The sequence below is a fragment of the Streptomyces sp. NPDC015032 genome (assembly GCF_043080425.1).
Lineage (GTDB): Bacteria > Actinomycetota > Actinomycetes > Streptomycetales > Streptomycetaceae > Streptomyces.
This window is the reverse complement of record NZ_JBIBVN010000029.1, coordinates 25127-37682: the sequence shown is the minus strand read 5'-3', so window position 1 is coordinate 37682 and position 12556 is coordinate 25127. Positions and strand designations below refer to the sequence as shown.

Here is a 12556-nt window from a genome sequence, read left to right as displayed (position 1 = left end):
GAGCGGGGCCGGACGGGTCCCGGGTGTGCGGTGGCGCCTTCGGGCCCGGCCGGGTATCACCCGAATGCCGGTTATCCTGGGACGTCACCCTGTCCCGTCCCGAGCACTGGAGTACGCGTCGTGCGCATCGACCTGCACACCCACTCCACCGCGTCGGACGGCACGGACACCCCCGCCGAGCTGGTGCGCAACGCGGCCGCCGCGGGCCTCGACGTCGTCGCCCTCACGGATCACGACACCGTGCGCGGTCACGCCGAGGCGATCGCCGCCCTTCCGGACGGGCTCACCCTCGTCACCGGCGCCGAGCTCTCCTGCCGGATCGACGGTGTGAGCCTGCACATGCTGGCGTACCTCTTCGACCCCGACGAGCCCGAGCTGGCCCGAGAGCGCGAGCTGGTCCGGGACGACCGGGTGCCGCGCGCCCGGACGATGGTGGGCAAGCTCCGGGCGCTCGGTGTCCCGATCGAGTGGGAGCAGGTCGCCAGGATCGCCGGGGACGGTTCGATCGGCCGGCCGCACATCGCCACCGCCCTGGTCGAGCTCGGCGTCGTCGGAACCGTCTCCGACGCCTTCACTCCCGACTGGCTCGCCAACGGCGGACGCGCGTACGCCGAGAAGCACGAACTCGACCCCTTCGACGCGATCCGGCTGGTCAAGGCCGCCGGAGGCGTCACCGTCTTCGCCCACCCGCTCGCCGTCAAGCGCGGCGAGGTGGTGCCCGAGTCGTCGATCGCACGGCTCGCCGCCGCCGGCCTCGACGGCATAGAGGTCGATCACATGGACCACGACGAGCCGACCAGGGCCAGGCTGCGCGGGCTCGCCCGGGAGCTGGGGCTGCTGACGACCGGGTCCAGCGACTACCACGGCAGCCACAAGACCGTCGGGCTCGGCGCGTACACCACCGACCCCGAGATCTACGGCGAGATCACCCGGCGCGCCACGGGAGCCTTCCCGGTGCCGGGCGCCGGGGGACCCCGCCCCGTGTAACGACGCACGCGCAACGACGCACCCGTCACGACCGGGGCGTCAGGTCCTGCCCTGTGCGATCCGGCGGCCGTCCGCGAACCGCCACGCGCCCCTCCTCCACGTTCCACTTCCGCGCACCCGGCCGTCCGGCCGCCGTCATGGCTTCGGGGTGCGCTCCTTCAGGCCGTATCCCCCTCTCTCTTCTCGCAAGGCTCACTGTGTTCGACGTCGCTGTCTTCGGATCCCTTTTTCTCACGCTTTTTGTGATTATGGATCCGCCCGGAATCACCCCGATCTTCCTGGCCCTCACCGCGGGCCGTCCCGCCAGGATGCAGCGCAGGATGGCGCTGCAGGCCGTGGCCGTCGCCTTCGGTGTGATCGCCGTCTTCGGCGTGCTCGGCCAGCAGATCCTCGACTATCTGCACGTCTCCGTACCCGCCCTGATGATCGCGGGCGGACTCCTGCTGCTGCTGATCGCGCTCGATCTGCTCACCGGCAAGACCGACGAGCCGACGCAGACGAAGGACGTCAACGTGGCGCTCGTACCGCTCGGCATGCCGCTCCTCGCCGGGCCCGGTGCGATCGTGTCGGTGATCCTGGCGGTGCAGCACGCCGACAGCGTGGGAAGCCAGATCTCGGTCTGGTCGGCCATCGTCGCCATGCACATCGTGCTCTGGCTGACCATGCGCTACTCGCTGCTGATCATCCGGGTCATCAAGGACGGCGGGGTGGTGCTGGTGACCAGGCTCGCCGGAATGATGCTCTCCGCCATCGCCGTACAGCAGATCATCAACGGGGTCACCCAGGTCATCCAGAACTCCTGACGGTACCCGTGCACACCACGGCGCCCCCGTACGGACCTTCCGTACGGGGGCGCTTCGTCTTTGTGCGTCGTCGTGCGTTACGAAGCCGAGGTCTCGGCCGGGCGGATATAGATGCGCTGGCCCATGGCTGCGGCCTGCTGCACGATCCGGTTGACGGAGGCGGCGTCCACGACGGTGCTGTCCACGGCGGTACCGTCGACATCGTCGAGTCGCATGATCTCGAAGCGCATGAGGCTTCCCTTCGTCTGATCCTCCTGCTGGAGAACTACTGGGAGGACGGTGACCCGTCCACAAGGATGAGAGCGCTCGACACCGCTGTCCCGCGCTCCACAGGGGGTACAACGGATTGCCCATGGCAAACATTCCCTACGCTAAGGAAATTTTTTGGATGTCTAAGTATCAGCGGTTCACCGAGCATGCGCCGGCGGGGTCCGCGACGAGGTCCGCGACGAGGCCCGAATGAACGAGGCAGGGATCCGCGAGCGCCTGGACCGCACCAATGAACTGCTCCAGCGCGTGCTCGCCGAGGTGTCGAAGACCCCCTCGACCCACGCGATCTTCGTCGACGCGGGCTATGTGTACGCGGCGGCCGGACTGCTTGTCACCGGCACCGAGGACCGCCGTTCCTTCGACCTCGACGCGGAAGGGCTGATCGAGGCGTTCATCGACAAGGCCCGCTCGATCTTCGCGGACAGCCGGCTGCTGCGCGTGTACTGGTACGACGGAGCCAGGCGACGCATCCACACCGTCGAGCAGCAGTCCATCGCCGAACTCCCCGACGTCAAGGTCAGACTCGGCAACCTCAACGCCAACAACCAGCAGAAGGGCGTCGACTCCCTCATCCGCACCGACCTCGAATCGCTTGCCCGGCACCGCGCCATCAGTGACGCGGCCCTGGTCGGCGGCGACGAGGACCTGGTGTCCGCGGTCGAGGCGGCGCAGGGGTACGGGGCCCGGGTGCACCTGTGGGGCATCGAGGCGGGGGAGGGGCGCAACCAGGCCGAACCGCTGCTCTGGGAGGTCGACAGCCAGCGCACCTTCGACCTGGACTTCTGCCGTCCGTACGTCACCAGACGACCCGTCACCACCTACGAGGAGGACGTCCCCGTGCCCTCGCGCGAAGACGTCCGCTTCGTCGGCGCGCAGATCGCCGCGGCCTGGCTGGCCGCCCGGGGCCGGGACTCCCTCGCCGACCTGCTGCCCGGACATCCGTACCTGCCGGGCTCGGTCGACCAGGACCTGCTGGTCGAGGCCGAACGGCTGTTGCAGCACTCGCTGCGTGGCCACGCGCAGCTGCGGCGGGCCCTGCGCGACGGCTTCTGGCAGCACGTGCAGTCGCAGTGCTGAGCCCGTTCGCGCCCGTCGGCTACAGGCTGTCCCAGAAGGACACGAGCGCGGCCGCCGTCTCCCCGGGGCGGTCCGTGTTGGGGGAGTGCTCGGCCCCCGCGATCCGGGTGCGGCGCGCGCCCAGCCGTTGTGCCATCTCGTCGAGCAGCGGCACCGGCCAGGTGTCGTCCCGCTCGCCGGAGAGCACATGGACGGGCAGTGGTGCGGCGGCGAGTTCGGCCACCCGGTCCGGCTCGGTCGCCAGCTGGCGGCCGGTGGCGATCAGCTGGGCGGGCCGGTGGCGCAGCCAGCGCCGGCGCAGCGGCTCGCCGTCGGTCGCGGTGTCCTCGGGCGGGTCGAGGGCGCGCATCGCCTCCCACACCTCGGCCATGGTCAGCGTGGTGAGCGCGTCGCTGAGCATCTTCACCTTGAGCTGCTGGGCCTTGGCGACCTGCGCGGGCCCGGACGACATGAGGGTCAGCGAGCGGAACGGCGAGGCGTCCAGCAGTACCGCGGCGCGGGCGATCTGCCCGCCGAGCGAGTGCCCGACCAGGTGCACGGCGCCCTCGCCGGGGGCGCCGAGGGCGGCGGCCTGCGCGAGTACGTCACGGGCCAATTCGGCCTGTGCGTAAGTCTCCTGACGATCCGTTCCCTCGGTCTCGTACTGCCCGCGACCGTCCACGGCGACGGTCCGGTACCCGGCGGCGCAGAGTGGTTCGAGGAGCGCGATGAAGTCCTCCTTGCTGCCCGTGTACCCGGGCAGCAGGAGGGCGGTGCCGCGCGGCTCGGTGCCCGGCGCGGCGTCCAGTACGGCGAAGTCCCCGCGTGCGGTGCGGAGCTGGCGGGCGTGGGCGCAGGGGGGCGGGGTGAAGGTGTGCGGCCGACTCATGGGACGAGGTTATGCCGCATCACGCCGGACGGGCAGAAGGGTGTCCGCGCAGTGCCGGACGGGCGCGGGGGTATGTCCTCGAACGCCGGACGGGCCTGAGAGCCTGTCGGATGACCTTCGATCGGGTGGCGGACGCGGTCTGGTGCGTGAGATTCCAAGGCGCCGGGATGTCCTTGTAGCGGAGCTACTTGGGCATTTCGGCAACGCGGGAAGCGTGCGTGCCAGGGCGTGGCCGCCCGATCAGAGGTCACCCGACAGGCTCTGAGGTTGCCCTCAAGCCCGTCCGGCACGTTCAAGCCCTTCCGGGGCCGGAGCCCCGGGTTCGAACAGGGGCCGCTCAGCCCTCGGCCTTGGCGGCAGCCGCACGGGGGGCGCGCCGCCTCCGCGGCTTCGCCTCGCCCTCGGTGACCGGGGCCTGGGCCGCGGCCTCCGTCTTCGGCTTGGCGGCCGCACGGGTGCGGCGGCGCGGCTTCTCCGGGGTGGGCTCGGAGATCGGCGCGATCTGGAAGTCGACCTCGTCCTCGACCGGCTTGACGACGCGGGCGCGGCGACGTGGCTTCGTCACCGTCCTGGCCTCGGAGACCGGCTCGGAGACGGGGGCGATCTGGAAGTCGACCTCCTCCACCACCGGCTTCACGACCGCGGTCCGGGTGCGGCGGCGGCGCGGCTTGGCCTCGGCCACGGGCTCGGCTTCGGCCGCGGTCTCGGCCACGGGCTCAGCTGCGGGCTTCGTCGCCACGGCAGCGGCCGGAGCCCCCACCGCGCTCACCCCGGCCTCGGCCGCGACATCCGGGGCGCCGGCGCGGGTACGGCGACGGCGGCGCGGCGTGCGCGGCTCCGATGGGGCGTCGGCCACCTCGGTGGACAGCGCGGGCACCGTCGCGGCGGTCTCCTCGACGGCGGAGACGGCGGCCCCGCCCCGCGTACGACGGCGCTGGCGCGGCGTTCGCGGCGCACGCTCCTCGCGGACGGCGGGCGCCGAAGCCCCGGCGGCGGACTTGCGGCCGCGGCCGCCCGTCTCGCCGAGGTCCTCGATCTCCTCGGCGCGCAGACCCGCACGGGTCCGCTCGGCACGCGGCAGAACACCCTTGGTGCCGGCCGGGATACCGAGCTCCTCGAAGAGGTGCGGGGAGGTGGAGTACGTCTCGACCGGGTCGTTGAACTTCAGGTCGAGCGCCTTGTTGATCAGCTGCCAGCGCGGGATGTCGTCCCAGTCGACCAGCGTGATCGCGATGCCCTTGGCGCCGGCACGGCCGGTCCGGCCGATGCGGTGGAGGTAGGTTTTCTCGTCCTCCGGCGACTGATAGTTGATGACGTGGGTCACGCCCTCGACATCGATACCGCGGGCCGCGACATCGGTGCAGACGAGTACGTCCACCTTGCCGTTGCGGAAGGCGCGCAGCGCCTGCTCACGCGCGCCCTGGCCGAGGTCGCCGTGGACGGCACCGGACGCGAAACCGCGCTTCTCCAACTGCTCGGCGATGTCGGCGGCCGTGCGCTTCGTACGGCAGAAGATCATCGCGAGTCCGCGGCCGTTGGCCTGCAGGATGCGGGAGACCATCTCGGGCTTGTCCATCGAGTGGGCCCGGTAGACGTGCTGCGAGATGTTCGCGACGGTCGCGCCCTCACCGTCGGGCGAGGTGGCGCGGATGTGCGTCGGCTGCGACATGTAGCGTCGCGCGAGGCCGATGACGGCGCCCGGCATGGTCGCCGAGAACAGCATGGTCTGGCGCTTCGCCGGAAGCATGGTGATGATCTTCTCGACATCGGGCAGAAAGCCCAGGTCGAGCATCTCGTCGGCCTCGTCGAGCACGAGCGCGCGCACGTGCGAGAGGTCGAGCTTGCGCTGTCCGGCCAGGTCGAGCAGACGGCCCGGGGTGCCGACGATCACATCGACGCCCTTCTTCAGGGCCTCGACCTGCGGCTCGTACGCACGGCCGCCGTAGATCGCGAGAACGCGGACGTTGCGCACCTTGCCGGCGGTCAGCAGGTCGTTGGTGACCTGCTGGCAGAGCTCGCGGGTGGGGACGACGACCAGCGCCTGCGGCGCCTCGGTCAGCTGTTCGGGCGCGGCCCGGCCCGCCTCGACGTCCGCGGGGACGGTGACGCGCTCCAGCAGCGGCAGGCCGAAACCCAGGGTCTTGCCGGTGCCGGTCTTGGCCTGGCCGATGACGTCGGAACCGGAGAGCGCGACGGGGAGCGTCATCTCCTGGATGGGGAACGGGGACACAATGCCGACGGCCTCAAGGGCCTCGGCCGTCTCGGGAAGAATCCCGAGTTCTCGGAACGTAGTCAGGGTGCTGCCTCTTCTGTGAGACGCGGTCCGAGGCGAACGCTGGGGGTCGTACCGTGCCGGGGTTGGTCATCCGGCCGTGGATGGGCCGGGTGGCGCGGGACCACTGCCGTCGCTCGAGCGCTCGTGCCGCTGAGGGGGCCCCTCATCTGCGGTCGTACGTGTCGTACACCCCGCGTGGAGGGCTGTCGGGTCGGAGCCGATCGGGCCACCGACCGGGCATCCTCATTCGTTTTTCACCAATGTTCACGCCGCAAGAACGTCCAAAATACTCACTAAGCGCAATACCACTGTACCCCGGATTCGCGCATGTGTGTTGGGCGAATTCATCGGAACGGTGTGATGTCACTGGCTGACCAGGACCTTCCGTACCCCGCCGGGCGGGCTATTCTGCGCTCCATGGAGACGCCTGACAACGCCAATGAAGCCCCCGCGCTCACCGGAATCGCCGCCCAGGACTGGGCGACCGCGTCCGTGGAGCCGCAGTACCGGGCAGCGGTCGTGGACCTGCTGGGAGCACTCGCGTACGGGGAGCTGGCGGCCTTCGAGCGGCTCGCCGAGGACGCCAAACTCGCGCCGACGCTGGCCGACAAGGCGGAGCTGGCAAAGATGGCCTCCGCCGAATTCCATCACTTCGAGCGGCTGACCGAGCGGCTGACCGCGATCGAAGTGGAGCCGACGGGCGCGATGGAGCCGTTCGCCAAGGCGCTCGACGACTTCCACCGCCAGACCGCGCCGTCCGACTGGCTGGAGGGCCTGGTCAAGGCGTACGTCGGCGATTCGATCGCCAGTGACTTCTACCGCGAGGTCGCCGCCCGGCTCGACTCGGACACCCGTTCCCTCGTCCTCGCCGTGCTCGACGACACCGGGCACGGCAACTTCGCCGTGGAGAAGGTGCGCGCCGCGATCGAGGCCGACCCGCGGGTCGGCGGCCGGCTCGCACTGTGGGCGCGGCGGCTGATGGGTGAGGCGCTCTCACAGGCGCAGCGGGTAGTGGCGGACCGCGACGCGCTGTCGACGATGCTCGTCGGCGGGGTGGCGGACGGGTTCGACCTGGCGGAGGTCGGGCGGATGTTCTCGCGGATCACCGAGGCGCACACCAAGCGGATGGCCGCGCTGGGGCTGGCGGCCTGACACCTCTGGTTCGGATCACGCCGGATCACCGGGTCGCCGGGGCGTCCGCCCCTCACGGGCGGGCCCCGGACGCCCTCAGACCGCCGCTGATCGGCTCAGGGGCCGGCTGGCGGGGCGGATCAGCAGCGAGAGCGTCACGGCTCCGATCAGTGCCGCGCCGATCAGCGTGGCCACGACGTGGCCAGGGCCCAGCACCGAGTGCATGAGAAACGCGCCGAACAGGGCTCCCAGAGCGCCGGTGGTCAAGACGGCACGGCGGGACGGGAGCCGGTGCGACAGCGAGTGGAGCGCCACCCAGGCGAGGGCGAGTCCGAGCACGACGGAGCCAAGAGGTTCCAAGATCACAGATGATCACCTCGCGGGTTGCGGGGCGGGTAAATCGGTCGTTAGCGGTACTACCCGAGGGGTGTGGAACGCAACCCTCCTCGGACAGGGTTCGCATAGGAATCGCCTGGCCGAAGCAGACGGGCCCGGCGAAACGACCGACGGGAGCGCCCGGCGAAACGGCCGACGGAAACGGCCGACGCGAGTGGCCGATGAGAACAGCGGCCGGAAACAGCCCGGTGCGCCCGCCGGTCGCCCGGCGGAACGGAAAGCGGCCCGGTGGGATCCCACCGGGCCGCTTTCCGTTCCGCTGCGTCGAGCGCGCCGCCTACAGCGTGCCGAAGCCCACGCGCCGCGTGCTGGGCTCGCCGATCTCCACGTATGCGATCCGGTCGGCCGGCACCAGGACCTTGCGGCCCTTCTCGTCCGTGAGGCTGAGCAGCTGCGCCTTACCGGTGAGAGCCTCGGCGACCGTGCTCTCGACCTCTTCGGCGGAAAGCCCGCTCTCCAGAACGATCTCCCGGGGCGTGTGCTGCACCCCGATCTTGACCTCCACGGCTATGTCCCTCCGACGGTCAGTCCCTGCGCGGTGAGCCGCGCCGTACGCAGCACACATTAGCCCGCTGAGGGGAGCCGTCAGCGGCCGGTGGGCAACGCCCGCAGCGAACACGGCGCCGGTCGCGCCCGGCCACCGCCGTCAGTGCTGATCGACGCCGTGCAGCGGGAAGCCCGCGATGCCCCGCCAGGCCAGTGAGGTGAGCAGCTGCACCGCAGTGTCGCGCGGGATGGCGGACCGGCTGGAGAGCCAGTAGCGGGCGACGACCTGGGAGACACCGCCGAGACCGACCGCGAGCAGCATGGACTCGTCCTTGGACAGCCCCGTGTCACCGGCGATGACGTCGGAGATCGCCTCCGCGCACTGCAACGAGACCCGGTCGACACGCTCGCGCACCGCGGGTTCGTTGGTCAGGTCCGACTCGAAGACCAGCCGGAAGGCCCCGCCCTCGTCCTCGACGTACGCGAAGTACGCGTCCATCGTCGCGGCGACGCGCAGCTTGTTGTCGGTCGTCGACGCCAGTGCCGTACGGACCGCCTGGAGCAGCGCCTCGCAGTGCTGGTCGAGCAGGGCCAGATAGAGCTCCAGCTTGCCCGGGAAGTGCTGGTAGAGCACCGGCTTGCTGACTCCGGCCCGTTCCGCGATGTCGTCCATCGCGGCGGAGTGGTACCCCTGCGCCACGAATACTTCCTGCGCGGCGCCCAGCAGCTGGTTGCGTCGGGCGCGGCGAGGCAGTCGAGTGCCTCGCGGGCGCGCCGCCTCGGTCTGCTCGATGGCTGTCACGCCGCCTCCCAAATTTGTGATCGGACACAGCCTTTCCGTGCACGCTGCGCCGTACCGCCATCGTACTTTTGGGTAACCGGCGTACGCGCGGCGCGGACGCAGAATTTCACGGACCGGACGGCTGCGGTAGCCGCAGATTCGTCGGCCGACGGGGCAAAGCCGGACGTATTAGCGGTAATCGTCCTCATCCTGCGCGACAACGCGAGCCTGTTCCGCCGCATCCGCCACATTGGCGCGGCCGTCGTCGAAGTCCGTGAGCGGTTCGTCGCGCCGCTGGAGGAGATCGGTCCGCTGCTCGGCGGCGTCCGCCCGGGGCGTCTCCTCGTCCGGTTCGTCCGGCTGGATGTCCTCGAAGGTCTCAGGGTCACTGGGGTCGACCGACATGGCCACTCCCTTCCTTGCTCCGAGCCTAGGAGCAAGCCCTCCGGGCCGCCATGCGGTCTGTGACCGCGAACACATGAATCGCGGTGTGATCGTCTCGTAACATTGCCGCATGTCTTCGACCGAGCTGCCGGGAGTCCATGCCACCGCAGTGGCCCACGCGGTGAGCACCGTCAGGGTCGCGGAGGGGGAGGAGCTGCGCTCCGTCACGCTGCCCGGTCTGACGCTGACCGTCCGATCCCGGCCGCCGGAGCGCACCGGGCTGCCGCCCGCGCTCTACGTACACGGGCTCGGCGGCTCTTCGCAGAACTGGTCGGCGCTGATGCCGCTGCTCCAGGACGTGGTGGACGGCGAGGCGGTCGACCTGCCCGGTTTCGGTGACTCGCCGCCGCCTGACGACGGCAACTACTCGGTGACCGGGCACGCTCGCGCCGTGATCCGCTTCCTCGACGCGGCGGAGCGCGGGCCCGTCCATCTGTTCGGCAATTCGCTCGGTGGTGCGGTGGCCACCCGGGTCGCCGCGGTCCGCCCCGACCTGGTGCGCACCCTCACCCTGGTCTCGCCGGCGCTTCCCGAGATCCGGGTGCAGCGGTCGGCCGCGCCGACCGGACTGCTCGCCGTCCCGGGTGTTGCGACGCTGTTCGCCCGGATGACCAGGGACTGGACCGCGGAGGAGCGCACCCGCGGCGTCATGGCACTCTGTTACGGCGATCCGGCGCGCGTCTCCGAATCCGGCTTCCGCGAGGCGGTGGCCGAAATGGAGCGCCGACTGGAACTGCCGTACTTCTGGGACGCGATGGCCCGCTCGGCACGTGGCATCGTCGACGCGTACACGCTCGGCGGGCAGCACGGACTGTGGCGCCAGGCCGAGCGGGTGCTCGCACCGACCCAGCTCGTGTACGGCGGACGGGATCAACTGGTCTCCTACCGGATGGCACGCAGGGCGTCCGCGGCGTTCCGCGACTCGCGGCTGCTGACGCTGCCCGACGCGGGGCACGTGGCGATGATGGAGTACCCGGAGACGGTCGCCCAGGCGTTCCGGGAATTGCTCGACGAATGCGGCGGGAGCTGATCCGGGGCGTGGGACGACATAGTCGAAAAGGCCCCGGGCCCGCCGGCCCCGAGAGCGAGGTTGCCCTCGCGAACGAGGGCGGCGACCGCGAGGGCGTCCATCAGAAGCCCGGCAACGGGCGCCGCCGGAAGGTGGCCGACGCGGCGACCGGCGCGGACGGGCACACCCCGCTCCGGGAGACCGGCCACGTCCGAGGCGGCCACCCCGAGCAGCATGAGCCCGGCGGTGGCTGGGGAACCGGGCCGCAGCGGACGGTGGACCGGCGTCAGCAGCCGGTCGGTGCCCGGCCGTTGATACCCGGGCCGCGGCGTGAGTTCGTCGAGGCGTTCGACACGCCGCCCGTACCCCAAGGGCCCTCCGTCCCGCCGCCCCGGCCGGCCGGCCCGGACGTCCCGGCCGACGGGCGGGACGAGCGGCCGCCGCGCGGTGACGGCGACGCGTCGGCGGCCGCCGCAGTCGGCACGGGCGCCAGGACCGGCCGGGAGGGCAGGGGTGCCCGAGGCCGTACCTTCACGGGTATCGCGGCCGCCGCGGTGACCACTGTGCTCGCGGTGATCGTGGCCGGGCAGGTCGCCCATGACGGCGGCAACACCAGCGCCGCGCAGCCCACGGGCGTCGACCGGGACGGCGTCGACGACGCCTCCCGCTCGGACGACCGGGCGACCCCGAAGGCGGCGCCGGTCAAGCCCCTTTCGTACGCGGAGAAGATGGCCAAGGCCTATCCGCTCGCCCCGAAGCTCCACGGGTCCGGAGAGTTCGAGGCGGTTCCGGGGTCGGCGAAGGCCCCGGGCAGGGGGCACAAGTACCGCTACCGGATCGATGTCGAGAAGGGCCTCGGCCTCGATGCCGCGCTGTTCGCCCGCGCCGTCCAGGAAACGCTCAACGACGACCGAAGCTGGGCGCATGACGGCGCCATGACGTTCGAGCGGATCTCCTCCGGCGACCCCGATTTCGTGATCACCCTGGCCAGTCCCGGGACCACCGGGGAATGGTGCCGGAAGTCGGGTCTGGACACGACCGAGGACAACGTCTCGTGCGACTCCGCGGCGACCGAGCGCGTGATGATCAACGCCTACCGCTGGGCGCAGGGGTCGTCGACATTCGGCCCGGACGAACTCTTCGTCTACCGCCAGATGCTGATCAACCATGAGGTCGGTCACCGGCTGGGCCACGACCATGTGAGCTGTGACACGGCGGGAGCGCTCGCTCCCGTGATGCAGCAGCAGACCAAGTCCCTGAACATCGACGGGATCAAGTGCCGGCCCAACGCCTGGGCGCACCCGGGAAGTTGAAAGAGAAATGGGGGGCGCCCGGGGTGTGTCGGACCGCCTCCCCGATCGGCCCGTCCTGCGCTGCCGTCTGCCGGACCGGACGGTCATACGTGCGGGCGGTCCGCATGGTGAGATTGCCGTCTCATTCTGCCCCCGCCCCCCGGGGCCCATCCGTTCTGGCAGCGGCTGCGCGCCCGGCGCGCGGCCCTCGTGGCGGCCGGCGTCGTCGCCCTGCTGGTCCTGATCGCGCTTGCCGCACCGCTGCTGGCGGGCATCGAGGGCCAGGGCCCCACCACGTACCACCCGGATCTCGTCGACTCCGCCACCGGCGGGGTGCCGCTCGGCTTCTTCGGCGGGATCAGTGCCGATCACTGGCTCGGCGTCGAACCGCTCACCGGACGCGACCTGTTCGCCCGCGTCATCCACGGGGCACGGGTCTCGCTCGGCGTAGCGCTCGCCGCCACCCTGCTCCAGGTGATCATCGGGGTCGGCATCGGCCTCGCGGCAGGGCTCGGCAACCGCTTCGTCGACCAGCTCCTGGCGGCCGTCCCCGCGCTCGATCCGGCGCTCGCGGCGGTACGCCGCGCAGCCCGCAGGGAGCTGGCCGCAGCCTGACTCTGCGTGACCGATCGCTCCCATAGCGCGACAGAACGTCTTTGGGGTGGGAAAGTTACGACGGTTCACCCCTTTCGGTGGTGCGACGGACAACCGTCCGTCGCGCCACCGGCGTATCCCCT

13 protein-coding genes and 1 pseudogene are annotated in these 12556 nt (G+C 71.0%); 7 read left to right on the top strand and 7 right to left on the bottom strand.

Annotation, left to right across the window (positions count from 1 at the left end):
* Positions 1–120: 120 nt before the first annotated feature.
* Together ACF08M_RS30515 and ACF08M_RS30510 are read left to right on the top strand one after the other, a co-directional pair.
* Positions 121–987, top strand: coding sequence for a PHP domain-containing protein (locus tag ACF08M_RS30515; protein ID WP_392188491.1), 867 nt, complete (start codon positions 121–123; stop codon positions 985–987).
* A 197-nt stretch (positions 988–1184) separates the two neighbouring features.
* Positions 1185–1790, top strand: coding sequence for a MarC family protein (locus ACF08M_RS30510; RefSeq protein WP_392188490.1), 606 nt, complete (start codon positions 1185–1187; stop codon positions 1788–1790).
* A 77-nt stretch (positions 1791–1867) separates the two neighbouring features.
* Here the strand turns inward: ACF08M_RS30510 and ACF08M_RS30505 are convergent, their stop codons facing one another.
* Entirely contained in the window at positions 1868–2020 is a 153-nt protein-coding gene (locus tag ACF08M_RS30505; protein WP_093549992.1) for a hypothetical protein, read from the bottom strand.
* Positions 2021–2249: 229 nt separating this feature from the next.
* Between ACF08M_RS30505 and ACF08M_RS30500 the strand changes: the two genes are divergently transcribed.
* Entirely contained in the window at positions 2250–3137 is an 888-nt protein-coding gene (locus ACF08M_RS30500) for an NYN domain-containing protein (RefSeq protein ID WP_392188489.1), read from the top strand.
* Between the two features lie 19 nt (positions 3138–3156).
* Here ACF08M_RS30500 and ACF08M_RS30495 read toward each other — a convergent pair whose 3' ends face one another.
* Both ACF08M_RS30495 and ACF08M_RS30490 read right to left on the bottom strand, forming a co-directional pair.
* Positions 3157–4005: an alpha/beta fold hydrolase gene (locus tag ACF08M_RS30495; protein ID WP_392188488.1), complete on the bottom strand. Its 849-nt coding sequence runs from the start codon at positions 4003–4005 to the stop codon at positions 3157–3159.
* Between the two features lie 337 nt (positions 4006–4342).
* The gene (locus ACF08M_RS30490; RefSeq protein ID WP_392188487.1) at positions 4343–6211 is read right to left on the bottom strand and encodes a DEAD/DEAH box helicase; all 1869 of its coding nucleotides are present in this window, start codon (positions 6209–6211) and stop codon (positions 4343–4345) included.
* Positions 6212–6697: 486 nt separating this feature from the next.
* On the opposite strand from ACF08M_RS30490, the gene ACF08M_RS30485 reads away from it, so the two are divergent.
* Positions 6698–7432 (top strand): ferritin-like fold-containing protein, encoded by a 735-nt coding sequence (locus ACF08M_RS30485; protein ID WP_392188486.1) that lies wholly within the window; start codon positions 6698–6700, stop codon positions 7430–7432.
* 75 nt (positions 7433–7507) lie between these two features.
* Here ACF08M_RS30485 and ACF08M_RS30480 read toward each other — a convergent pair whose 3' ends face one another.
* From ACF08M_RS30480 to ACF08M_RS30465, 4 genes are all read right to left on the bottom strand, one after another.
* A complete protein-coding gene (locus ACF08M_RS30480; protein ID WP_392188485.1) occupies positions 7508–7777 on the bottom strand; it encodes a hypothetical protein in 270 nt (89 codons plus the stop codon).
* A 307-nt stretch (positions 7778–8084) separates the two neighbouring features.
* On the bottom strand, positions 8085–8312 hold the full coding sequence (locus tag ACF08M_RS30475; protein ID WP_189273568.1) for a DUF3107 domain-containing protein: 228 nt from the start codon (positions 8310–8312) through the stop codon (positions 8085–8087).
* Positions 8313–8453: 141 nt separating this feature from the next.
* Complete coding sequence (locus ACF08M_RS30470) at positions 8454–9095, bottom strand: TetR/AcrR family transcriptional regulator (RefSeq protein ID WP_392188484.1); 642 nt, start codon at positions 9093–9095, stop codon at positions 8454–8456.
* A 168-nt stretch (positions 9096–9263) separates the two neighbouring features.
* The gene (locus ACF08M_RS30465; RefSeq protein ID WP_392188483.1) at positions 9264–9479 is read right to left on the bottom strand and encodes a hypothetical protein; all 216 of its coding nucleotides are present in this window, start codon (positions 9477–9479) and stop codon (positions 9264–9266) included.
* Positions 9480–9588: 109 nt separating this feature from the next.
* Between ACF08M_RS30465 and ACF08M_RS30460 the strand changes: the two genes are divergently transcribed.
* The 3 genes and pseudogenes from ACF08M_RS30460 to ACF08M_RS30450 all read left to right on the top strand — a co-directional run.
* Positions 9589–10548 (top strand): alpha/beta fold hydrolase, encoded by a 960-nt coding sequence (locus ACF08M_RS30460; protein WP_392188482.1) that lies wholly within the window; start codon positions 9589–9591, stop codon positions 10546–10548.
* An 8-nt stretch (positions 10549–10556) separates the two neighbouring features.
* The gene (locus ACF08M_RS30455; protein ID WP_392188481.1) at positions 10557–11840 is read left to right on the top strand and encodes a DUF3152 domain-containing protein; all 1284 of its coding nucleotides are present in this window, start codon (positions 10557–10559) and stop codon (positions 11838–11840) included.
* Positions 11841–11963: 123 nt separating this feature from the next.
* Positions 11964–12389 (top strand): annotated as a pseudogene (locus ACF08M_RS30450) (ABC transporter permease); the annotation flags it as partial.
* Positions 12390–12556 lie beyond the last annotated feature (167 nt).